This window comes from Lihuaxuella thermophila, assembly GCF_900110165.1.
Taxonomy (GTDB): domain Bacteria; phylum Bacillota; class Bacilli; order Thermoactinomycetales; family Thermoactinomycetaceae; genus Lihuaxuella; species Lihuaxuella thermophila.
Genome location: NZ_FOCQ01000017.1, coordinates 1 through 21,983, shown reverse-complemented (window position 1 = coordinate 21,983; position 21,983 = coordinate 1). Strand labels below are relative to the sequence as shown.

Genomic DNA, 21,983 nt, shown 5'->3' with positions numbered 1-21,983 from the left:
GCAACCGTAACCAAATCCAACGCCTGCAAAGACGAAGATGGTGGCGATAACGAGCAGGAAGATCAGGAGACGACGCAGGCCGATGCCGAAGCCGTAACCACCGTAACCACTCATTGATCTCACCTCCTTTCAGGATCGCTTGATGAAAGGAGAGAATGAATCAGCAACCAAATCCTACGCCTGCAAAGACGAAGATGGTTGCAATCACCAGCAAAAAGATCAGCAGGCGCCTCCACCAACCAAAGTAGCCGTAGTAGTCTTTATGACTCATGTTACGCCCTCCTTGTGAGTGTCACTGGGATGAAAGAAGCCGTTTCGGTTTGGGGATCGGATAGAAGCTGATCGGCTTCTCTCATCATCCGCCTGCTTTACTGTATGCCTTGGGTGCATGGATGGTACAGGCGAATACCTGTATCTCAAAAAATAGGTCAAAGACTAGATGCTTAGGACCATCCGGTTCACCATCAAGAAGAGAAAAAATCCCTTCCCATGGATGTAAAAAATGTGATGACCGGAATGAATCAGTGAGTGAGCTTTTCTCCTACTCATTCCCATCCCTGACTCTTTATTCATATTCATGACAAGGTACGGAAAGTGATAGGCCGGTTCCCCAATTCCCGCTATTTAGACGGACGATCTGGGCATCTGATACTGACATTTGTTTTTTATTTACATAAGGTATAAAGAGTTTTTTCGAAGAAGGAGGGAGTTGCATGTCCGGAACCGGTCCGTCCATGAGGGATTTAGCCCAGATGATCAATAGCGTGATGGGACATAAGGTTCTTACAGAACAACAATTAGAGCAAATCATGCGGGGTGCCAAAAGAGCTCACGATCAAGGGGGCATGAATGCCGTTTTAGCATATTTGATGAAGGTGACACAGGCAGATGTGGATCTCAAAGAGCTCAAACAATTTGCAAACAATGTGAAATCCAATCCTGATCTCGGGAAGGATATATTGCAAGGGAAAAAAGGAATCCCGCGAAAGAGAAAATAAAGCTAGTTCTCAAAAAAGGGTATGAAAAAAGGGTTGACGGCTGCCAACCCTTTTTTATCTCATCCCTTATCATCTTGACTCTCGGTTAAAGTTCCTGCTCCAATATCGTCATGATACGATCCGAACCCTAATATTTGACTCAGTATAAAGCACATTTTTGGTAAAGCTAGATCGCTGACTATCACCATTGGAAATAACCATGAATAGGATAATAGTGATTTAGGGCAAAGGAGGTTACACGAATGTCCGGAATCGGAGGTTCAGGTGGTTATGTCGGAATCGGTTTTCGCCGTCTTCTCATCTTCCTGCTAGTCATCGCAACGATTTTCGTATTTGCAGGCGTGGGATTTGGCTGTTAAGCGCTATTTTTAGAGAAGCGGGCCGGGAATTCCCCGTTTCAAGGGTGATGAACCTTACCATTGCCTTGAAACTTCATAAAGGTCAGCCAAAAATCCCAGGTACCAGGCTTCCATGCGCCCCTCTGGGGGCCCATGGAAGTTGGAATAGAGCGGGGTCGGCTTTTTTTTGTGAAACCCAAGAGTTGGCCGTTTACGGATGGTATGCTTGCTACTCAACCCCATTCCTCCGGGCGATTCGGTTGTGTTCAGCGGATTTCAAGTTCGTCGGGTTCTACATGGACTTGAACATGCATAATATTAAATTCTTTCCGCACTTTCTCTTCGATCTCCTCAGTAATCGAGTGACTCTCTGCCACATTCAGCTGAGGGTTCACTTTGATATCCACATCCACCAATATCTCGTTTCCGTGAAACCGGCCTTTTAGATCGGCAATCCTTTTGACGCCATTCACTTCTTCAATGGATCGGCCCAACCGCGACAGCAAGTCGGCATCGATCCCATCCGTCAGCTTGTGGGTGGCTTCCCGAAAAATATCCCAGGCTGTTTTGCAAATCATGATTCCCACAATGACAGCGGCTGCGGGGTCCAACCAGGCCAACTGAATTTGAGCACCCGCAATTCCGATCGCCGCTCCCATGCTGACCCAGGCATCGGATCGATTGTCTTTGGCGGCAGCCATCACTGCATGGCTGCCGGTTTTCTTCGCAACGGCCAAATTAAACCGGTACACCAGGTACATAACCACCGCGCAAAACAGGGAAACCCCGGCAGCCTTCCAGTCCGGCTTCTCCGCTTGCCCGGTCCATAAGACGGTTCCCGCATTGGCAAAGACTTCCAAACCCACAGCCATCATGATAAAAGAAGCCACCAGCGAGGCGATCGTTTCCGCCCGGCGATGTCCGTAAGGATGATCCGAATCGGCCGGCTTTCTGGAAAGTCTCAGTCCGATGAGAACCGCCACCGATGCCAGGATATCCGTGCCGTTGTTTAATCCGTCTGCGGTCAACGCTTTGGAATGGGCAATAGATCCCGCCAGGAGCTTCAATATCGATAAAGCGATATAGGCGGCAATGCTGACCCATGCCGCTTTCTCGCTGAGCTTTGTCAGGTCTTTCTCCATCGTGCACAAGATCCCCCTCCGTCGGACTCTGCCTAACAAAGCTTAACAGCTGAAGGTCGTGTGGGTCTAGAGAAACGTTTTTGGTCCCCGCCTACAATCAAGTGCCAGGCAAAAAGTATAACGTTTGTCTAAATAAATTGGGCTGTATCAACAACTTTGCCGGAATGAAATCCTTGCGGGCATAACCCATCCTATTCCCTACAATATTCAATTGAAAGATAATATAGTAAACGCAACGATCAAACAGAGAGGTAGTCATATGGAAAAATATAATACTTTCATTCAACGATTGATCGATAATGATTCAGATGGAAATGAAGCAAAAGAAACTATACGGGCACTATCACCATACAGAAAGGAAATTATTCCTTTGATTATTGAAAATTATAATAAAGCCGGTCCTTCTGGAAAATGCGGACTGATTGAAGCTCTTATTTATATCAGTGATCCATCTGCAATCCCATTTTTGGAAAAGATTGTCGAAGATGATCGTGAAATCTTTTTTGTGAAGGCTTATGCCGAAGGAGCACTGGAAAAACTGGAATCAAACAAGAAGCGGTTGGTTCGTATCATTAAAAGATTGCCTAAGCAAAGAGGAATCGATCTTCGTTTGGATATTGCTACATTGGGAGCATATGGAGACTCATCTGTTTTATCTGTGTTGGATCAAGTTCAAACGACGAATAAAAAAGTACGTGAGCAAATAGAAGTAGCTAAACTTCAAATTCATTCAGGAATACAAGCCGTTATTGACGAATATAAAAAAGAAAAGCCTGAATATAGCGAAGACGTACTCGCTGAGGCTATATATAACTCCCCACCTGGTAAATATTTAGAACAGATTATCGTTCAAGATCTCTTTTCATCCAAATTTTTAAGGTTACATGCCGCCATAAATCATGTAGATCTACTATCTCACGTAGATGAAAAAATAATAGAAAGACTATTTGAGATTCTGGAAGGGAATTTCCCGTTTCTATGTAGGATGGGAGCCTCTCTGAAGCGCTTGGAAAAGTATTGACAAAAGATGATTATCAACACATCCAGAGGCTACAGCAATTTCTGGATCGAAAACTTTACAGACGCCCCATCTGGAAGTTTTGGCATTGGATGGCCGGATTATCTGAAGACGTAGAAGAGACAATAAAAAAAGATCAAAAATAAAAAGGTGTAAAAAACCTATTGGCAAATAGAAACTTCTGGGATTGATATTTAAGCCCATCTTGAATAGGTGATTGTTAATGGGATTTTGGGAAGAAGAAAGACAGGGTGAAAAAATACTGATTGGGGATGAACCCCTGGATATCCTAACAGATGCATTTCAGCAAATCGCAAATCATTATCAAACAGATGTGGGAAGAAAGCCAACTATATTAGAATTGGAAAAATTGATAGAGCTGGCACTCGAAGGCCAAGAAGGTTACCAGGCTGACATGGGCGGATTCCTAATTAGTGAATGTAAGCTAAAGAAAAAGAAAAAGTCTAAAAGAATCCAGTGGAAACCTGGAGATGTGTTTGCGATTCCTCTAAATGAAGGTGAAGTGTACGGATATGGTATGGTTGTAAAAGGAAAAAGTCAAACGGATGATCTTTACATAGAATATTATCGGCTGTTTACTGAAAATGTGTTATCGATCACGGAAATTAAAAGAAAAGAGAAGCCTTATTTATTTACTGCCAATACAGGATTTACTTATATCCTTTCAGGTCTATGGAAAAAGATTGGTACTCTGCCTTTTAATGAAGGTGAGTATCAGCTTCCTGATTTTTATGGAGTTGATGAAACACCTTTCAGTAACAAGAAGGTATATTATATCGTTAAAGGAAGTTCAGATGACCCAGATGCTAGAGTTTATGGGGTTTCTAAAGCAGAAGCTGAAGCTGTTAAAAATCCTGCTGGGATTATAGGAACTGGAATTATCGCAGAGTGGTTATATGAAGAATATATCAAAACAAAGAAGGATTAAATTTTAGTGTGAAAATGGTTCAACTTTTTTGTTGCCTGATCCATACTTCTCAATACTTTGTGGTTTCTGATATCAAATGAAAACCATAATAATTGAGGATCGGAAATCACCCTATTAGACAGAGATACTGAACACGAAGGACTATGCAAACACACAGATAAAAAACCCATAGATACCCTTTTTATCAAATATACTTACGCGTTTAATTGTTATCGTACCAAGTGTTGGGAGGGTCAGGAGGAGGATCGCTTAAACGATGGGTTCCATCAGAAGTTCCCGTATATTTGGCATCGTGACTCTTCTCAAAGCCGGATCTCTTGTCTTTCTTATGCGAACGGAGTGCGGAAATCGACATCCACTGATATACCGATACGTCGGCAAAGCAGTCATTATACTCAAGACTCGTCATGTTGCCATACACGTGAGAAACCTTGGCACGGAAGCAAAGAAGCCTGACTCCTAATGATGGAATCAGACTTTTTTTTCATTTATCGGATCATCGCCCTGGACCAGTTCCCGACGTAACTGGTTTGATTGGTGATTTTCTGTAAATTGGTTCCATCGCTATTGATGGTGTAGACGTTATATGGAGCGTTGAAGGCGATTCTTTTCCCATCTGGAGACCAAGTCGGATCGGACAGATTAATCAAATTACCTACAGAGATTTTCTGTACATTTTGACCGTCAGCATCCATCGTAATGACCGCGCCTTCATAGTAGCTGTCCAAAGTTACAACGAGACGGTTACCAATTGGTGAAAATTCAGGGTCACGGCCGCCCGTATAAATCTGTTTCACCTCTTTGGTATTCATGTCCATCACATAAACGTGACCCCAGTTTTCAAAGGCGAGCTTGCTTCCATCTGGTGAGAGTGTTGCATGAGTGGCCCGACCTTCATATCGATCCGTCAAGTTGACCCGATTTGATCCATCCTCTTCCATCAGGAAAATGTCGGTTCCGTTGTCATAAAGAATTTTTCCGTCTTTGGTCCAGCTTGCATTATTCTCTACTTCATCCGATTGATAGGGAATGAGTTTTTCTTCTCCTGTCAGGATGTTTACTATGTAAAGATCACGCTCTATACGGTACATCACTTTCATTCCCATTGGATGAATCCGGGGTTCAACTGCGTATTCTCCATATCTGTTCGTAAGTTGCTTCTCATCGGTCCCGTCCGGCTTGGAAATGTAGATATTGTATCCTTCATCCCATTTTGCATAAACAATGCTGTTGACAAATTGTCGATGCCATCGAACAATGCGGCTGAGACTTTCGCGATTCCATTCAACTATGGCATTGAAACCTGCTCGGTCTAATCCAGATCCCCTGGTACTTGCATCGGCACTTGCATAGGTGAATGGGGGAAGGGATAGAGAGAAAATAATAGCGAGCGCCCCCATGGCAGCTTTCCATCGAATCATGTATGAACTTCACCTCTTGATCAGAACCTGCGTCCTGTGATGGTAACAATCAATAATTCGTACCCAAAAATATATTTTGAGTCCCCATACTGGCTCCGTGCGCAAAAATTAAATTCGAAAAACCATCTTGACAACGTTCTTTTTCCTTCTCTCTACCTTGAAAATCCGATAAATAATTATAACTGGCCATAATAAATGACAAGGATCATGGCATCACGGTAGGGTCGATAATTCGGCCCTTTCGGTAGCCGCCGAAAGTCATTCCTTATCCCTGCTCTACGATTGATTGGTTTGATTGGAGAAGATAGCGATAAACAGGGCTTGCCATCTTCCTGCCAAGAAAAAGAAGACCGGCTCTCCATGGGAAGAAAGCCGGTCGTTCATTTTTAATGCAATACTTGATGCTCATGGTGTTGGAAGTCGGAGGTCTCCACTTGGATGGTCGTATGCTGGATGGAGAAATGGTCTTCGATCGCTTGAATGGCGGTTTGCAAGATTTGCTGGGTGTCGGCTTCATCCTTGACGAGCAAGTGGCAGGATAAGGAATCGAGCCCGGAGGTTATGGTCCAGATATGCAAGTCATGGACATTGATCACGCCGGGAATATTCAACAGGACTTTTTCCACTTGAAAGCGGTCGATGGTAACCGGTGTGCCTTCCATCAAAATATGGATTGAATGGGAAACCACTCCCCAGGCGCTCTTTAAAATCAGCAGAGCCACGATGACACTGATGATCGGATCAGCCACATACCAGGAGAATAAAAACATGAGCAGACCGGCGAGGATCGCTCCCACCGATCCCAGGGCGTCTCCCAGCACATGCAGATACGCGCTCCGCAAGTTTACGTTTTCCTTGACATCACCTTTGCGGATTAAAACCCAGGCGCTGACAAGATTGGCGAGAAGACCGATGGCAGCAATCATCATCATCGTTCCGCCGGAAACAGCCGGCGGATTCATGAAGCGTTCGACCGCTTCCCAGATGATCAATCCGGCAATGGCAAACAAGGTGACTCCGTTAAATAAAGCAGCCAGGATTTCAAACCGGTAATATCCGTAAGTTTTGCGGGGAGAAGGAGGTCGCACCGCGAACCACATGGCGATCAGGCTGAGTGCCAGGGAGCCTGCATCGCTTAACATATGACCTGAATCGGATAATAGCGCCAGACTTCCGGTGATCCATCCGCCGATCCATTCAAACAGCATAATCCCTGTAGTGATCAGTAAAGCAATGGTTAAACTTTTTTTATTATTGGTTCTCTGGTGGCTGTGACCCTGATGTTCATGGCAATGGCCGTGATGGTGATGATGGGAATGCACACTAATCCCCCTTTTCATTAATCATGTTGAACATGATCCATCGTTTGGTGCAACAACCTGACCACATGTTCGTCCTGGCAGGTGTAAAAGACGGTCCGTCCTTGCCGGCGGGCTTTAACCAGGCGCAGCGAGCGAAGCAACGCCAGTTGGTGGGAGACGGCTGATTGAGACAGTTCCAATACTTCAGCGATGTGCCCGACTGAACACTCTTCTTCAGCCAATAAATACAGGATGCGGAGCCGGGTGGGATCGGCAAGGGCTTTAAAGATGGAAACCGCTTCTTCCACCACGCGATCCGGTAAATGGATATGTTTGTCTTTATTCAAAACTGAAACCTCCGTCATTATTTTATTGGCTCATATGATCAATTATTCATATATATGGTACTCCTTTTTCCGCCCCTAAGCAAGTTCAACGGCCCGGATCAGCAGCCCGGGCCGTTGGAAAATCAGAGTGGATTTTTTCATTTGAAGGATTTTATCCCTGCTTCACCGGCTGGAAAAATTCGATCCATTCCCGATCCGGTCCGTAAAAGAAAAAGTATTTGCTTCCGTTGGGAAGGGTGGTGATCTCTTCGTCGATGAACGAGATATCGAGCTGTTTCAACCGTTTCCATTCGGCTTCAATGTCAACCGTAAAAGCGAGATGGTGCACTTTCCCCTCTTCCGGAAGCTGGTCATTATATCCCTGGATCAATTCAACCTGGGTTTCTGTTGCACCCGGAAAAGTTAAAAAAGCCAGTTGGATGACTCCGTTGGTGTGGGTTAAGGTTCCTGCCAATTCCAATCCGATGACTTCACGGTAAAAAGCGATCGATCTGTCCAGATCTTTCACCATGACACCGACATGTTCCAACTTGTGAACCGCCATCCCCCGCTGCCTCCTTCATACCGGTAAAGACCGATGTAGATGGTTCATTGTTTCCATTTTTTCATAGAACATGGGCGGAGTCTACATTTTTCATCTCAACCTGAGACCGGGTTATCCCTTCCTCTTTCCCGGTCATCCGGAGCATCAATCAGCTGAGGGTCAGAGACGGCCGGATGGTTTGGATGATGGGGAGGATTTCATTTCTTTTAACAGTTCCAGCTTTTCGCTGATGAATTGAAACAACGAAGAATGGGGTTCAATGTTCGTGTAATGGCGAATGGTTTCTGCCAGTCCTCTTTCCCGGATCTCCGCCTGAATCTTGACAGCTTCGGCGTCCTGATCGTAATCAAACAGAAAAGCCGCAGCAATCCCGGTACACAGATGTTCCGGAATGATCCCGTATTGTTCGGCTTGCACGGCTGGGCCGACCAGACGATCGTTGGGTCCGAGTTTTCGTATCGGTGAACGGCCGATTCTCGTCACCTCATCCGAAAGATAGGGGTTGGAAAAGCGTTCCATAATCTGATGGATATATTGTTCCTGCCGGTCAGGATCGAATCGGTGTTTGGCAACAAGCAACCGGCCGGTTTCCATGATGGCTTGTCCGGTTACATGCCGGATATATTCGTCCCGCAGAGCTTCGTCAATGGTTTTGTATCCAAAATGATAGCCAAGATAAGCGGCGGTCGCGTGACCGGTGTTCACGGTGTATAATTTTCGCTCGATATAAGGTTGCAGATTCCGGACATAAGTGATTCCTTCGATTCGAGGAAGTTCTCCCACGATCTTATCCTGATCCACCACCCACTCGTAGAAAGGCTCCACGGTGACCCGAAGTTTGTCTTCATGATTTTGCAGCGGAACGATCCGGTCCACTGCCGCATCCGGAAAGCCGGCGATTTGCGCCGCTTTTTGCCGGTCCGCTTCGTTTAAATGGGAGTGGATGTATTCTTTTAGCAGAGTGCTTCCTCCCACGACATTTTCACAGGCAATGATATTGAGCGGCTGTGCATGCTGGTTGATCCGTTCGGCCAGGCCATTGGCGATGGCAGGGGCAATCTGCTTTAAAACGTTGGGGCCGACTGCCGTAGTAACCAGGTCGGCTTCTATCATTTCTTTTGTCACGGCATCCTGATCCAGACCGTTGATGGCTCTGACTCCGCTCACCTTGATGTTTTCATGGCCGGGGCCGGCAATTTCTACGATATATTCTCCCCTCTGATTGATCTCATCTACCAACTCCTGAACCACATCGACAAAACAAACTTCATATCCCGCCTGATTCAGCAGCGCGCCGATAAAACCTCTGCCGATATTCCCTGCGCCGAAGTGTAGGGCCTTCATCTTACATTCCCCCTTGCAAAATGGCGATCAATTCTTCGGCTGAGTTGGATTGCACCATTTTCTTCACGTTTTCTTCCTCGGAGCAGATCACGGCAAGATTGGATAGGATCCCCAAATGTTCATCGCCTAGTGCGGCAATCCCGAACAGCAGGTAAGCTCTGTTGCCGTCCCCAAAATCGACGCCGCCGGGGATTTGGACGATGGAGATTCCGGTTGAGCGAATCCATTGTTTGGAGTCGTTCGTGCCGTGGGGGATGGCAACTCCATTGCCGATATACGTGGTCAGCGATTCTTCGCGCTCGAGCATTTTGCCAATATATTCTTTTGTCACATGATTTCCTTGAACCAACAATGTTCCTGCCAATTGGATGGCTTCTTTTTTGTCTGCTACTTTTGCGTTGATCATGACTTTATCTTTCGATAAGATGCTCATCACAATCTCTCCCTGTGATTGATCTTTTCTGAACAGAATCGGTATAAATGCTGAATGAAATATTGCCGGATGTCGGACGGATCGTCGGAAGCAAGAATCCTGGCCGTTTCCGGTTCAATGAATAAGGCGCTGATCTCGCTCAGTATTTCGGCGGCTTCACGAGGGATGGAAACCGGAGTTAACATCAGCAGAATTTTGTCGATCTCGACGGTTCCTTCATCCATCGATCGGATCGGAAGCGGATCACGGAGCGCATACATGGTAAAAGAGGGCTTGGTCACTTGCTCGCTCCGGCAATGAAACAATCCCGCTTTCGCTTCCGGGATCCCCAAGCCTCCCTGCTTCTCCCTTTCGAGCAACTGGTGTACCACCGGTTCACTTTGTTTTACAATCCCTTGGTTTACAAGCGTTTCACAGGCTTGGAAAAGGATTTCGGGTAAGTTCATGTCCTGATTTTCGATGGTTACCAAATGAAAGTTTTTCATCAAATCAACCGCATACCCCAGCGAAGCGTGCAGGGATTCAAGCTGCCCCAGGCTGGATGCTTCAGGTGGCTGCCCCGTTTTGACTGTGGAAGAAGGTTGATTTTTTCTTAAAACAGAGCGGATCTTCTCTATCTCTTTTTCAGTCAGCATCGGGCTGACGACAATATAATCTTCAGGGTTTTTGGAGGGAATGGGGATCGTCGACACAATCAAGTCGTATTCCTTGTCATCGATGTCGTTGATTTCAAACACGGATGCATTCCGCAGCACCCGGATTTCGGGAACTGCACTTTTCAAACGGGCCGCCAACATTTTTGAAGAGCCGATTCCGCTTGAACAGACGATCAAGACCCGAAAATGCTTCCTTCCTCTGTCCGTTTTCTCCAAGGATGAGCCGATATGCATCACCAGATATCCGATTTCTTCATCCGGTACCCGCAAGCGGGGGAAAACTTCGCTCACCGCTTCCTGAACCACTTGGAACAGTTCGGAGTAATCCGCTTTTATTTTTTTGAGCAGGGGATTCCGTATTTTCAGGTTCCGTTTCAATCTGTGAACGGCCGGCTCCAGGTGGGTAATGAGACCTTGCAGCAATGAGCGGTCATCGCTTAAATCGGCTCCCAACTTTTCTTCACAGATGCGAATCAGTTTTTTCGCGCTCGCCGTCAATTCTGCGCGGGGATCTTCCAGGAACTGCGAACCCCTCAGCTTGGCTCCTCTTAAATGCATGGTGACATATCCGATCTCATCCACGGGAAACGGAAGGCGGAAATAAGATTCCAATCGCTCAACGATTTGTTTTGCCGCTTGAAACTCCGGTGTACCCTCAAGTTCATGTAAATAGACGGGATCGATCTCGATCTGTTCCCCTTTGGCAATCCGTTCAATGACCAGGGACAGGTGAACGACCAGACCGATATAGGCACTGTCGGCCAGGGGATAAGGAAGAAGCCCGCTCAGATCCGCGAGCGCATGTTCAACGGCGACCAGCCTTTCTTTCGGGATCAGATGGAACAATCTCTGTGAGGCGGTATCCAAGGCTTGGACAGGCTTATGTTGAATATTGTCTTTCAACAGCCTGATGAATTCGGATTCGTCCACATTCTCGGCGATTAACGCGCTGATGGCTTTTCTTTTGGACTCTTCGGTTCCGGTGATTTCCACTCCGTACCCGCGCCGCCGAATGATTTGAAGATTAAATTGCGCAGCCCAGTCGCTGATTTCATCGAGGTCGTGGCTGATGGTAGCGGGCGTAACTTTTAAATCATAGGCTAAGCCAATGAGTTTGACCGGCTCCGTTGCTTCCAGCAAGGTGCACAAAATAAAGGTTTTTCGTTCATCCGGTGTGTATTCATTTGGGATCATCCGGAGCAGCGCCTGCTTCAGCTCTTCCAATTTTTCCTGGTCTCCCTGAATCAGAAGCCCTGTTCCGGCCTTTTTCTTCAGTTTCAATTCATACCTGTTTAACAGCTTTTCAACATCGTTCAATTCGCGGTGAACGGTGCGGGAGCTGATTTGAACTTCTTCTGCAATCTCACGGACGGTGATTCCGTCCCGCTCTCTGAGCAAAATTTCAAGGATTTGACGCTGTCTGGAAGAAATATTCATCTTCTCACCTTCATGCTGCAAAAGAGATAAACACTAGCTTGCACTAGTGTTTATCCCGTAGTTTACTCGCTCAGGCGTCTGGTCAATTCGTCGTATTTGAGGCTGTTGAGGAAATTGTCCACGGAAATGTGTTCGGCTTGGGGAGCTTTCGCTCTGGCGCGGTCGGTCAATGTTTTCTGAGTGACCACAATATCCGCGTCTTCGGGAATATCATTAATCGCGGTGTTGATGACTTCAACGTGAAGATTGGCGTCTTTGAATTTCTTCCTTAAAATCGAAGCCCCCATTGCACTGGATCCCATTCCTGCATCACACGCAAACACAACTTTTTGAACAGCGGTACGATCTTTTTGACCGACAATGCCCGGATCGGCCACGGTTTTGTTTCCTTTCATTTCTTGCAACTTCTCAGTCGCTTTTGCCATGTCTTTTTCATCAACCTGCCGGGTTCGGAGGAAAAGGGCAGAGATCAGGAAAGAAACAACCGTACTTACGGCAACACCAGCCAGTACCGGCAACTGGACACCTTTGGGAGCCATCGCGATCAGGGCGAAGATGCTTCCCGGAGACGGAACGGCCACGAGCCCGGCATTCAGCGTTTGGAAGATGAAGACACCGCTCATTCCGCCTGCGATCACTGCAATGAGCAAGCGTGGATTCATCAGGATATACGGGAAATATATCTCGTGAATCCCTCCCAGGAAGTGAATAATGGCGGCTCCGGGAGCGGATTGTTTTACCGATCCTTTTCCGAATAACCAGTAGGCGAGCAGAATGCCCAGTCCGGGCCCCGGGTTCGGTTCGAGCAGGAAAAAGATGGACTTGCCCGCTTCAGACGCTTCTTTTAATCCAAGCGGGCTCAGGACTCCATGGTTGATCGCGTTATTGAGGAACAATACTTTCCCCGGCTCGATCAATATGCTTGCCAGTGGCAGCAAGCCCGCCTGTACGATCCACTCCACACCCGCTGCCAATCCTTGAGTTAAAGCAGCCACTACCGGACCGACGCCAATGAAACCCAAAATGGTTAAAAGCGCACCGACAATTCCCGCCGAAAAGTTGTTGACCAGCATTTCAAAACCCGCAGGGATTCGTCCTTTAAAAATTCCGTCCACCCACTTGATCACAAAGCCGGCCAGAGGGCCCATGATCATGGCTCCCAAAAACATGGGGATGTCCGTGCCGATGATAATTCCCATTGTCGCCAGGGCGCCGGTCACTCCTCCCCGGACATCGTAAACCATCTTGCCGCCGGTATACCCGATCAGCAGGGGCAATAAGTATTTGATGATCGGACCGACCAACTCAGCCAGCTGTTCATTGGGAATCCATCCGGTGGGAATAAACAATGCGGTAATCAATCCCCATGCGATAAAAGCTCCTATATTCGGCATAACCATGCCGCTTAAAAATCTCCCGAATCTTTGAATGCCAACCCGGAGATTGGAGTTCTTATCCACCTGTTCAATCGGGTGCTCCATCATAAATCTCCTTTCTGCATGTATTTGATAAAAACAGGAAATCAGTCCTTTGTTCATATAGTAAAGCGGTATCATACGCGGTTCAACAAAATGAAAATGCAGCTTCGTCAAGGTGAATGTTGACAAAATTAAAATGGGGTTGAACACGCTGGTTTTCAGTACCATAGACTGATAATAAACCAAAAAATTCCAAATAAAGATGTTTTTACTGAGGATCATACGGGCGGATGGGTCGGGAAAGCTTAAAGATACATTGACAAACAATAGAGGAGAGCAGTAGACTATTTATATATATTATTAACTGATAATCAGTTTTTGTTAGATGGCGGACTTCAGTGAGGTGGAAGACAATGGCTAACAACCGCCTGACCGAGGCTGTTGAGACATTGAAAGCAATCGGCGTTCGCATGACACCGCAACGACATGCCATTCTCAACTATTTGCTTTCAGCTATGAATCACCCGACAGCCGATGAAATATATAAAGCTTTGGAAGGCAGCTTTCCCAACATGAGTGTGGCAACCGTATATAATAATTTGCGTGTGTTTAAAGAGGCGGGGTTAGTCCGGGAACTGACCTACGGTGACGCATCCAGCCGATTTGATGCCAACATGGATGAACATTACCACGTGATCTGCCGCAAGTGCGGGAAAATCACGGATTTTGAATACCCGTCTCTGGTTGATGTGGAACGGGAAGCATCCCGTGCAACCGGCTATCACGTCGATTCGCATCGGATGGAAATCTACGGCACTTGTCCAACATGCCAACAACGCAAACAATAATCAGACTCTGCAAAAGATCGGCAGAGTCATTTTTATTTATGCGGATCTGTTGTTTGATCCGAAAGGAGTGCTTATAATAGAAAATGAATGTTTAAACTAGTGGGAAAATACATTTCATCCAGCCTTGTTATCTAAAAGGGGAAGATAAACCGTTTATGCTGAAATAGCCCTCCAAATTTACAAATATTACGGAAAATACCGGCTTGCAAAAGCAAACATCTCCCCAACTAAGCTTCACCCATTGAAAGAACGAAATGTGAAGGACACTCCGAATTTTTGGTTCACTCATTTTCCGACTGGCTTCCGTAATCCCGGATGACGATTCCATCATCAACAAGAGGTGTAAAAATGGAAAGATTAAAAATTGGTGTCATCGGCACTGGTTCCATCTCCGATCTGCATCTTGGGGCTTACCAGAAAAATGAACATGCGACGATTCTCGCCGTCTGTGATCTCAATGAACAAAGAGCCAAAGAAAAAGCCGAAAAATACGGGGCAAGCCGCGTTTACACCGATTACCGGGCGCTCTTGGCCGATCCCGAGATTGATGCCGTAAGCATTTGTACTTGGAATCACTCTCACGCCGAGATTTCCATCGCCGCACTCAACGCGGGCAAACACGTTCTGGTGGAAAAACCGCTGAGTGTGACGGTGGAGGAAGCCATACGGGTGGAAGAAGCTGTGGAGAAAACAGGCAGGCTGCTCCAAGTGGGCTTTGTCCGCCGCTATGCCGCCAATACCCGGATCTTGAAACAATTCATCGATGCCGGTGATTTGGGTGAAATCTATTATGCCAAAGCTTCCTGTTTGCGCCGGCTGGGAAATCCGGGAGGCTGGTTTGCCGACAAAGTGCGTTCCGGCGGAGGGCCGGTTCTGGACTTGGGCGTTCACATGATCGATATCTGCTGGTACCTGATGGGTTGCCCGAAAGTGAAATCGGTTACAGGAAACACTTATCACAAGCTGGGGAACCGGGCGAATGTGCAAAACCTGTCTTTCTACAGGGCGGCTGATTATGATGCGTCGAAGAATACGGTGGAGGACCTGGCCAATGCCCTGATCCGGTTTGACAACGGAGCTTCCCTCATGGTGGATGTCAGCTTTACGTTACATGCCAAGCAAGATGAAATTTCGGTCAAGCTGTACGGTGAGAAGGGCGGGGCGGAAATCGAACCGGAACTCTTTCTCGTATCGGAAAAGCACAATACCATCCTGAATATGACCCCGCAAGTGGACAATCTCAAATTTGATTTTGTCGAAGCGTTCGAAAGTGAAATCGATCATTTTGTCGACTGTTGTCTGAACGGACGTGAACCGCTGAGCCCGGTCCAACATGGCGTTGAATTGATGAAAATGCTGTGCGGAATCTACGAATCGAGCGAAAAAGGCAAGGAAATCTGCTTTGATTGATGATAAAGGGGAGAAGCGGCATGGTAAAAATCCAAAATAAAATCGGCGTCATTGTGGACAGTTTTGGGGTCGGCATCCGGGAAGGCTTAAAAAAAGCAAAGGATGTGGGCGCGGATGGGGTACAGATTTGGGCTGTCAGAGGCGAGATGGACCCCGTCAACCTCACCCCCGCCGCGCGCAGAGAATTGAATGATATCATCGATTCTCTGGGGCTTGAAATTTCGGCGCTTTGCGGGGATTTGGGCGGTCATGGTTTTCAGGATAAAGAGGCGAATCCGGAAAAACTGGAGAAATCAAAGAGGATTCTGGAGTTGGCGAAAGATCTGGGAACCAGGATTGTGACGACCCATATCGGAATTGTGCCTGAGGATGAGCACAACCCCGTCTATGAAGAAATGCTCAGGGCTTGTTCGGAGCTGGGCCGCTTTGCGGAGAGCATGGATGCTTATTTTGCCATCGAGACGGGACCCGAAACCGCCAGCCATCTGAAAAGCTTTTTGGATCAGCTTGGAACCAAAGGGGTTGCCGTCAATTTCGACCCTGCCAACATGGTGATGGTGACCGGGGATGATCCCGTCCAAGGCGTATACACCTTAAAGGATTATATTGTGCATACGCATGTCAAGGATGGAATCCGCTTCCGTGAGGTCGATCCGCGGGCGGTTTATGGTGCGGTCGGTTATGAACCGATGGATCACGACCATATTAAGCAAATGGTAGCAAATGGCGAGATATTTAAAGAAGTGCCCCTCGGAGAAGGCAACGTCGACTTTGATGCCTATTTTGCGGCATTAAATGAGATCGGTTATACCGGCTACCTGACGATTGAGCGCGAAGCGGGTGACCGGCCCGAGGAAGACATCCGAAAAGCGGTGGAGTTCATTCAACGTTACAGATAAAAAGGGATCGTCCGGACAATCTGTTCATCGGATTGTCCGTTTTTTGCTTGTGAGCGGCCCATTTTGTTGAAATGAGTATGCAGAATATCATTGTCCGGGTTATTGGGATGTAGCGGCCGCCGCATCGGGTTCAGCGATGACGTTTTTCTTGCGATCGATGATGCGAATATGGCCGTTCTCGTCGATCTCGGCGATATCCCCGGTATGAAGCCAGCCGTTGATTACCGTTTTCGCCGTCAGGTCCGGTTGTTTGTAATATCCCAACATCACACTCGGACTTTTGACCAGGAGTTCCCCGTCGGACAATAACCTGATTTCCGTGCCGGGCAACGGTTTTCCCGCCGTGCCCGGCCGGACCTGATCCGGCCGGTTGGAGCTGACGAGGGAAGAACATTCGGTCAATCCATATGTTTCGACGACAGGAATGCCCAGGGTATGAAAAAAACGATGGATTTCCGGGGCGAGAGCCCCTCCGCCCGCAATCATAAACCGAAGGTGTCCGCCTAATCTTTCGCGAATGCTGGAAAAAACGAGCACATGACTCAGCGCATGCTTCAGCAGGAGATGGTTAGGGACCGGCCAATTGAAACCCCTGGAAGAAATTTGTGCATATTCGTTCAGAAGCTTCGCCGCCAGGTCAAACAAGTACTTTTTCATCCGGGAGCCGTTCATTTCCGACCGGATTTGCCTGTAGATGTTTTCGAAGCTTCGCGGCACCCCGACGAGAATGGTAGGACGCACTTCGCGGATGTTTTCCGTGACGGTCTCTTCATTTTCCGCATAAGCGATGGCAGCGCCGAAGTACAGCGGCAACATCTGTCCGGCCATGCGTTCAAAGATCCCGGACGACGGGAAGACGGACAGAAAACGGTCGAAAGAGGTGCAGGGAACAGAGTGTTGAGCAGCATCCAGGCTGCTCAGGAGATTTCCGTGTGACAACAGGACACCCTTGGGGTCTCCGGTTGTTCCGGAAGTATGTACGATGGTTGCCGGATCGGACGATTGGATGGCCGGATAGGCCCAGTCAGAATCCTCCATGCCGACGGATTGCCCGATTTGCATCACCGTTTCAAATTGAAGAGCTTTCATGTCACCTGCGGCTGTTCCATACATCAGGATCGAATGCCTGACGCAGCCGGGAAGCTCCGGCACACGGGCGAGGGTTTCGCTGTCCTTGGCAATCATGGCCTCCACATCGGCATGTTGCAGGATCTGCGTGATTTGTTCGTCCTCCAATTTTGGCGGGATGGGGACAGAGACAGCCCCCAGGCTCAAAACGGCAAAGTCACTGATCAACCAGCGCGGGTTATGTTCGGCAAGAATAGCCACTTTTGTCCCCTGGTGAATTCCCAACCGCTCCAGCCCAAAGGCGAAGTCACGGATCATGCTCCACAGTTTTTGATAACTCATTTGTTGATATTTTCCGTCTTCTTTCCACATGAGAGCCGTTTTGTCCGGAGCCCGCTTCACCGTCCGTGAAAGCATCTCCACCAGATTGTGAGGCTTCATCTCAGCATCGGTGCCTCCTTCAAGACGTCAGTTTGCGGATGGTTCAATCAGGATGGAATAATTAACCATATTATATAGACAATTCAAAAAAAAGGGAATACGCCCGGTGCGGACAAAAAAACGCCTTCCATCCGGAAAGGCGCAAGATCTCATGCGTTTGTTTGTTGCCCGGCATCTTTGGGGTCGAGCGATAGAATGGCTTTGCAATACATACATTCATCTCTCTTGCCCAGCAATTTCGTTTCTTTCTTGCACACAGGACAGACCACTTTGGCTGCTTGGGTGGAGAGCATTCCGATCCAGAAATAGATGCCGACACTGGCCAGAACGAACAACATTCCCAAAATAAAGAACAATGCCATCCAGCTCGGCCAGACAAAACCGATATACATAATCCCCATGCCGATGAAAATCAGGAGCAGGGCGAATGTACGAATCTTGTTTAACTTTCCGGAAAGCAGCATACGCATGCTCCTCCTTATTGAAATAAGTGATATCCACAATTCCCCGAAAGTCCGGAAATCAGGTTGATTGTATCACGAACGGCGGGAGACAGGCAATTGATGATTTGTGTACAACTTCCCGTGGCGAACCGGACACAAAAGTGATTGACATCCAGGTGGCTGCGGCGCTATATTTATTTTAGGAAATTAAATTGTACACAATTAAATTTGACAAAATGGAGGGTGCGGATGAGTATTTATACTTTTTCGGCGAGAACCATTTCAGGGGAAGAAAAATCGCTATCCGACTACAAAGGAAAAGTTGTTCTGGTTGTAAATACTGCCAGCAAATGCGGCTTTACTCCACAGTACAAAGAACTGCAAAAACTCTATGAAACTTATCATGCACAGGGGTTTGAGGTTTTAGGATTTCCCTGTGACCAGTTTGCCAATCAAGAGTTTGAAAGCAATGAGGAAATCCAACACTTCTGCAAGCTCAATTATGGTGTGACTTTTCCCTTATTCAGTAAGGTGGATGTGAAGGGGGAAAATGCACATCCTCTGTTCAAGTATCTCACCGCAAATGCGCCGGGTTTTCTCTCTAAGGAGATTAAGTGGAACTTTACGAAATTCCTGGTGAATAAACAGGGAGAAGTTGTTAAACGCTATTCTCCGACTACGAAACCGGAGAAACTGCAAAAGGAGATTGAAAAATTATTAGCAGAATAGGTGTTTGCCAATGGATGAACAAACGCTGCTTAAACTGGATAATCAGCTTTGTTTCACGATCTATGCCTGTTCAAGGGAAATCTCCCGCTTGTATCGCCCTTTGCTCGATAAACTGGGACTCACGTATCCGCAATATCTGGTTCTTCTCATCTTATGGGAGCAGCAGGAAAGTACAGTCAAAGAGTTGGGAGAACTTTTGTACCTGGATTCCGGTACCTTAACCCCCATGCTCAAACGGATGGAAGCAGCCGGTCTCATCATCCGCGAGCGGTCCTCTGAGGATGAGCGAAAGGTGATCATCCGCCTGACTGAACAGGGACGTGACCTGAGAGAGAAGGCCACCTGTATTCCCAAAGCCCTGCTGACACAAAGCGGAATTTCAAGAGAAGAGTTTATTCGTCTTTTGAACCAGTGCAAGCAACTGTTGGAACGCGTCCATCAGTTGAACGAGAAGTTTAGATAAATGAATCAAGCGGGAGGAGATCATCTATGCAACCTTTATATACAGCGACTGCAACGGCCCGAGGCGGGAGAAATGGAAAAGTCGTTTCTGATGATGGTACCTTGAATCTGGATGTTAGAATGCCTAAAGCGTTAGGCGGTGCGGGCGGAAATGCGACCAATCCGGAACAGCTTTTTGCCGCAGGATATGCGGCCTGCTTTGACAGTGCATTAAACCTGATGATCAGAATGAAACGGATCCAGGTTACAAGGGACGGAAGTAACGGCACATGTATCCATTGGAAAAGGGGAAGACGGGGGCTATCAGCTGGCGGCAAAACTGGATGTAAAAGTACATGGTGCAGAATCAGCCGTTGCAAGAGAGCTGGCTGAGGCTGCCCATCAAGTTTGTCCTTATTCCAAAGCAACCAGAGGAAATATGGAAGTCATCCTTAACGTCGTGGAGTAAGTACGGAACGAATTTTCAACATAAAAAAGAAAAAGCCGTATCAGGGAATCCATTGTGGAGGAGTAACTCATTCAATGGGTTTCTTTTTTTGTATGAGAAGGGGCTCCTTATTTCACTCACTAAGCTGCGCAAGATCATGATAAGATATATTTGATATGCAAAAATTTAATAAGGTGAAATAGGCGTTGCGGAGGACGAAATCATGCAGACCAATCGAAAACAAGTCACGCTTGCGACGATGATTGCCACTTTTTTGGCGGCGATTGAAGTGACGATCGTAAGTACGGCCATGCCCCGGATTGTGAGTGAATTGGGCGGATTGCAATTGATCAGCTGGGTATTTGCCGTTTATCTGCTTACATCAACTGTCACCACCCCCATCTACGGGAAGCTGGCCGACCTTTTCGGAAGAAAAGTGGTTTTTACATTTGGAGCCGTTTTATTTCTCCTGGGCTCCATGTTATCCGGCTTGTCACAAAATATGCATCAATTGATCTGGTTTCGCGCACTGCAAGGGATCGGAGCCGGAGCGATAATGCCCGTCACATTTACGATCATCGGGGATATCTATCCCTATGAAGAGCGGGCAAAAGTACAGGGATTATTCAGCTCCATCTGGGGCTTGTCTGGGATCATCGGGCCGCTGGTAGGTGGTTTTCTGGTCGATTATGTGTCCTGGAGATGGATTTTTTACTTGAATGTTCCGTTCGGATTGGTTTCTGTCGCCCTGTTGTGGATGTTTTTAAAAGAAGAAAATGCCTCTCGTGAGAAGCGCAACATTGATTACTGGGGTGCCCTGACCTTTACCATCGCTGTCACCTCGATCCTGTATGCTTTGTTGACCGGCGGTACGGCTCATCCCTGGAACTCGCCTTTCATCCTCGGTCTGTTTACGGTCGGATTCGTATTTCTGGCCTCTTTCTGGATCATTGAATCTAAATGTGCCGAGCCGATCTTGCCTCCTTCCTTATTGAAAAACCCGGTCATTTTTATTTCCAATGCAGCAGGATTTTTAGCCAGTGCCATCCTGATCGGGATCAATGCTTATCTTCCTTTGTGGGTACAGGGGGTTGAGGGAAAGGGGGCTACCGGTTCAGGCTTGGCTTTGCTGCCCATGTCGATCGGCTGGCCGATCGGAGCGACTTTAGGAGGACGGGTCATGCTTAAGATCGGCCCGCGCAAGACCGCAGCCGCCGGCTTCCTCTTGATTCTGCTTGGCACTGTATGGCTGGCGGTTTTGCAGCCCGCTTCGCCTCATTGGTTCCTGATTGCCATCATGTTCATCATAGGCTTTGGGTTTGGTTTTGCCATGACCGTGATGACTGTGATGGTTCAATCTTCTGTAGGCTGGCAAATGAGGGGAGTGGCGACGGCATCTAATACTTTTTTGCGATCGCTCGGACAAACGATCGGAGTGGCTTTCTTTGGCACCTTGTTCAACCATCTGGTTATGAGCTATGCGATGAGGCATAACCAGGGACACGGCCCGATCGCGTCTTCTGACTTCAATCAGTTGCTCAACCCGCATGGCCTGTCAGATCTATCCGCTTCTGCCATGCAGATGATGCGGGAGGCATTAGTCTACGGGCTGCACAACATTTATCTGGTGTTTGTTATCCTGTCCGTCTGCGCTTGGATTACCACGTTCTGGTTTCCGAAACAGAAACCCGAGACAAGCATGGCGCCCCAAGGAGGTTTAAAACAGGCATAAAAAATATAATCCATCGCTTTAGTTATCTTGATGGTTCTCTGGAAACGGAGAACCATTTTTTATCCGTCTTTATTATTTTTTATAAAAAAGTGTTGACAGCTAAAATAAATGGTGTTAATATCTTATTTGTCGCCGCGAGATGCAAGGCGGCAACGAAACAGAAGAAAGTGTTCCTTGA

20 protein-coding genes and 1 pseudogene are annotated in these 21,983 nt (G+C 47.3%); 10 read left to right on the top strand and 11 right to left on the bottom strand.

All coding sequences use genetic code 11. The features are described 5' to 3' along the window. Positions 1-713: 713 nt before the first annotated feature. Positions 714-998: a hypothetical protein gene (locus BMW55_RS16275; protein ID WP_089971991.1), complete on the top strand. Its 285-nt coding sequence runs from the start codon at positions 714-716 to the stop codon at positions 996-998. A 604-nt stretch (positions 999-1,602) separates the two neighbouring features. On the opposite strand, the gene BMW55_RS16270 is transcribed toward BMW55_RS16275, so the two are convergent. Further along, positions 1,603-2,478, bottom strand: coding sequence for a cation diffusion facilitator family transporter (locus BMW55_RS16270; protein WP_089971987.1), 876 nt, complete (start codon positions 2,476-2,478; stop codon positions 1,603-1,605). A gap of 259 nt (positions 2,479-2,737) precedes the next feature. Between BMW55_RS16270 and BMW55_RS16265 the strand changes: the two genes are divergently transcribed. Then, positions 2,738-3,499 (top strand): HEAT repeat domain-containing protein, encoded by a 762-nt coding sequence (locus BMW55_RS16265; RefSeq protein WP_089971984.1) that lies wholly within the window; start codon positions 2,738-2,740, stop codon positions 3,497-3,499. A gap of 220 nt (positions 3,500-3,719) precedes the next feature. Continuing rightward, positions 3,720-4,445 carry an immunity 26/phosphotriesterase HocA family protein gene (locus BMW55_RS16260; protein WP_089971981.1) on the top strand — a complete coding sequence of 242 codons (726 nt, stop codon included), beginning with the start codon at positions 3,720-3,722 and terminating at the stop codon, positions 4,443-4,445. 488 nt (positions 4,446-4,933) lie between these two features. Here BMW55_RS16260 and BMW55_RS16250 read toward each other — a convergent pair whose 3' ends face one another. From BMW55_RS16250 to BMW55_RS16215, 8 genes are all read right to left on the bottom strand, one after another. Beyond that, a complete protein-coding gene (locus BMW55_RS16250; RefSeq protein ID WP_089971974.1) occupies positions 4,934-5,866 on the bottom strand; it encodes a TolB family protein in 933 nt (310 codons plus the stop codon). 386 nt (positions 5,867-6,252) lie between these two features. After that, positions 6,253-7,188 carry a cation diffusion facilitator family transporter gene (locus BMW55_RS16245; RefSeq protein WP_425283877.1) on the bottom strand — a complete coding sequence of 312 codons (936 nt, stop codon included), beginning with the start codon at positions 7,186-7,188 and terminating at the stop codon, positions 6,253-6,255. Between the two features lie 17 nt (positions 7,189-7,205). Continuing rightward, positions 7,206-7,532 carry an ArsR/SmtB family transcription factor gene (locus BMW55_RS16240; protein WP_089971966.1) on the bottom strand — a complete coding sequence of 109 codons (327 nt, stop codon included), beginning with the start codon at positions 7,530-7,532 and terminating at the stop codon, positions 7,206-7,208. Positions 7,533-7,665: 133 nt separating this feature from the next. Continuing rightward, positions 7,666-8,058, bottom strand: coding sequence for a VOC family protein (locus BMW55_RS16235; protein ID WP_089971963.1), 393 nt, complete (start codon positions 8,056-8,058; stop codon positions 7,666-7,668). A 159-nt stretch (positions 8,059-8,217) separates the two neighbouring features. Further along, entirely contained in the window at positions 8,218-9,402 is a 1,185-nt protein-coding gene (locus BMW55_RS16230) for a mannitol-1-phosphate 5-dehydrogenase (protein ID WP_089971959.1), read from the bottom strand. A gap of 1 nt (position 9,403) precedes the next feature. After that, positions 9,404-9,835, bottom strand: a complete 432-nt coding sequence (locus tag BMW55_RS16225; protein ID WP_170839983.1) for a PTS mannitol transporter subunit IIA — start codon at positions 9,833-9,835, stop codon at positions 9,404-9,406. Next, the gene (locus BMW55_RS16220) at positions 9,835-11,928 is read right to left on the bottom strand and encodes a BglG family transcription antiterminator (protein WP_089971952.1); all 2,094 of its coding nucleotides are present in this window, start codon (positions 11,926-11,928) and stop codon (positions 9,835-9,837) included. Before BMW55_RS16220 ends, BMW55_RS16225 begins: the two co-directional genes overlap by 1 nt. A gap of 62 nt (positions 11,929-11,990) precedes the next feature. Beyond that, a complete protein-coding gene (locus BMW55_RS16215) occupies positions 11,991-13,409 on the bottom strand; it encodes a PTS mannitol transporter subunit IIBC (protein ID WP_089971947.1) in 1,419 nt (472 codons plus the stop codon). A gap of 350 nt (positions 13,410-13,759) precedes the next feature. Here BMW55_RS16215 and perR point away from each other — a divergent pair, with 350 nt between their 5' ends. From perR to BMW55_RS16200, 3 genes are all read left to right on the top strand, one after another. After that, positions 13,760-14,194 (top strand): peroxide-responsive transcriptional repressor PerR, encoded by a 435-nt coding sequence (gene perR / locus BMW55_RS16210; protein WP_089971944.1) that lies wholly within the window; start codon positions 13,760-13,762, stop codon positions 14,192-14,194. Positions 14,195-14,542: 348 nt separating this feature from the next. After that, on the top strand, positions 14,543-15,604 hold the full coding sequence (locus tag BMW55_RS16205) for a Gfo/Idh/MocA family protein (protein WP_089971940.1): 1,062 nt from the start codon (positions 14,543-14,545) through the stop codon (positions 15,602-15,604). 20 nt (positions 15,605-15,624) lie between these two features. Beyond that, positions 15,625-16,503: a sugar phosphate isomerase/epimerase family protein gene (locus BMW55_RS16200; RefSeq protein WP_089971935.1), complete on the top strand. Its 879-nt coding sequence runs from the start codon at positions 15,625-15,627 to the stop codon at positions 16,501-16,503. A 99-nt stretch (positions 16,504-16,602) separates the two neighbouring features. Here BMW55_RS16200 and BMW55_RS16195 read toward each other — a convergent pair whose 3' ends face one another. Both BMW55_RS16195 and BMW55_RS16190 read right to left on the bottom strand, forming a co-directional pair. After that, a complete protein-coding gene (locus BMW55_RS16195) occupies positions 16,603-18,012 on the bottom strand; it encodes an AMP-dependent synthetase/ligase (protein WP_089971931.1) in 1,410 nt (469 codons plus the stop codon). Between the two features lie 149 nt (positions 18,013-18,161). Further along, on the bottom strand, positions 18,162-18,482 hold the full coding sequence (locus BMW55_RS16190) for a DUF2614 family zinc ribbon-containing protein (RefSeq protein ID WP_089971927.1): 321 nt from the start codon (positions 18,480-18,482) through the stop codon (positions 18,162-18,164). 222 nt (positions 18,483-18,704) lie between these two features. On the opposite strand from BMW55_RS16190, the gene BMW55_RS16185 reads away from it, so the two are divergent. The 4 genes and pseudogenes from BMW55_RS16185 (at position 18,705) to BMW55_RS16170 (ending at position 21,805) form a co-directional block, all read left to right on the top strand. Then, positions 18,705-19,184: a glutathione peroxidase gene (locus tag BMW55_RS16185; protein WP_089971922.1), complete on the top strand. Its 480-nt coding sequence runs from the start codon at positions 18,705-18,707 to the stop codon at positions 19,182-19,184. A gap of 10 nt (positions 19,185-19,194) precedes the next feature. Further along, positions 19,195-19,647 (top strand): MarR family winged helix-turn-helix transcriptional regulator, encoded by a 453-nt coding sequence (locus BMW55_RS16180; protein ID WP_089971917.1) that lies wholly within the window; start codon positions 19,195-19,197, stop codon positions 19,645-19,647. A gap of 26 nt (positions 19,648-19,673) precedes the next feature. Further along, positions 19,674-20,094 (top strand): annotated as a pseudogene (locus BMW55_RS16175) (organic hydroperoxide resistance protein). 202 nt (positions 20,095-20,296) lie between these two features. Next, a complete protein-coding gene (locus tag BMW55_RS16170; protein WP_089971914.1) occupies positions 20,297-21,805 on the top strand; it encodes an MDR family MFS transporter in 1,509 nt (502 codons plus the stop codon). Positions 21,806-21,983: the final 178 nt, after the last annotated feature.

Excerpts from the sequence above, each read along its gene's own strand:
- BMW55_RS16275 (WP_089971991.1), top strand. The coding sequence starts at position 714 with ATGTCCGGAACCGGTCCGTCCATGAGGGATTTAGCCCAGATGATCAAT.
- BMW55_RS16270 (WP_089971987.1), bottom strand. The coding sequence starts at position 2,478 with ATGGAGAAAGACCTGACAAAGCTCAGCGAGAAAGCGGCATGGGTCAGC.
- BMW55_RS16265 (WP_089971984.1), top strand. The coding sequence starts at position 2,738 with ATGGAAAAATATAATACTTTCATTCAACGATTGATCGATAATGATTCA.
- BMW55_RS16260 (WP_089971981.1), top strand. The coding sequence starts at position 3,720 with ATGGGATTTTGGGAAGAAGAAAGACAGGGTGAAAAAATACTGATTGGG.
- BMW55_RS16250 (WP_089971974.1), bottom strand. The coding sequence starts at position 5,866 with ATGATTCGATGGAAAGCTGCCATGGGGGCGCTCGCTATTATTTTCTCT.
- BMW55_RS16240 (WP_089971966.1), bottom strand. The coding sequence starts at position 7,532 with ATGACGGAGGTTTCAGTTTTGAATAAAGACAAACATATCCATTTACCG.
- BMW55_RS16235 (WP_089971963.1), bottom strand. The coding sequence starts at position 8,058 with ATGGCGGTTCACAAGTTGGAACATGTCGGTGTCATGGTGAAAGATCTG.
- BMW55_RS16230 (WP_089971959.1), bottom strand. The coding sequence starts at position 9,402 with ATGAAGGCCCTACACTTCGGCGCAGGGAATATCGGCAGAGGTTTTATC.
- BMW55_RS16225 (WP_170839983.1), bottom strand. The coding sequence starts at position 9,835 with ATGAGCATCTTATCGAAAGATAAAGTCATGATCAACGCAAAAGTAGCA.
- BMW55_RS16220 (WP_089971952.1), bottom strand. The coding sequence starts at position 11,928 with ATGAATATTTCTTCCAGACAGCGTCAAATCCTTGAAATTTTGCTCAGA.
- BMW55_RS16215 (WP_089971947.1), bottom strand. The coding sequence starts at position 13,409 with ATGGAGCACCCGATTGAACAGGTGGATAAGAACTCCAATCTCCGGGTT.
- perR (WP_089971944.1), top strand. The coding sequence starts at position 13,760 with ATGGCTAACAACCGCCTGACCGAGGCTGTTGAGACATTGAAAGCAATC.
- BMW55_RS16205 (WP_089971940.1), top strand. The coding sequence starts at position 14,543 with ATGGAAAGATTAAAAATTGGTGTCATCGGCACTGGTTCCATCTCCGAT.
- BMW55_RS16200 (WP_089971935.1), top strand. The coding sequence starts at position 15,625 with ATGGTAAAAATCCAAAATAAAATCGGCGTCATTGTGGACAGTTTTGGG.
- BMW55_RS16195 (WP_089971931.1), bottom strand. The coding sequence starts at position 18,012 with ATGAAGCCTCACAATCTGGTGGAGATGCTTTCACGGACGGTGAAGCGG.
- BMW55_RS16190 (WP_089971927.1), bottom strand. The coding sequence starts at position 18,482 with ATGCGTATGCTGCTTTCCGGAAAGTTAAACAAGATTCGTACATTCGCC.
- BMW55_RS16185 (WP_089971922.1), top strand. The coding sequence starts at position 18,705 with ATGAGTATTTATACTTTTTCGGCGAGAACCATTTCAGGGGAAGAAAAA.
- BMW55_RS16180 (WP_089971917.1), top strand. The coding sequence starts at position 19,195 with ATGGATGAACAAACGCTGCTTAAACTGGATAATCAGCTTTGTTTCACG.
- BMW55_RS16170 (WP_089971914.1), top strand. The coding sequence starts at position 20,297 with ATGCAGACCAATCGAAAACAAGTCACGCTTGCGACGATGATTGCCACT.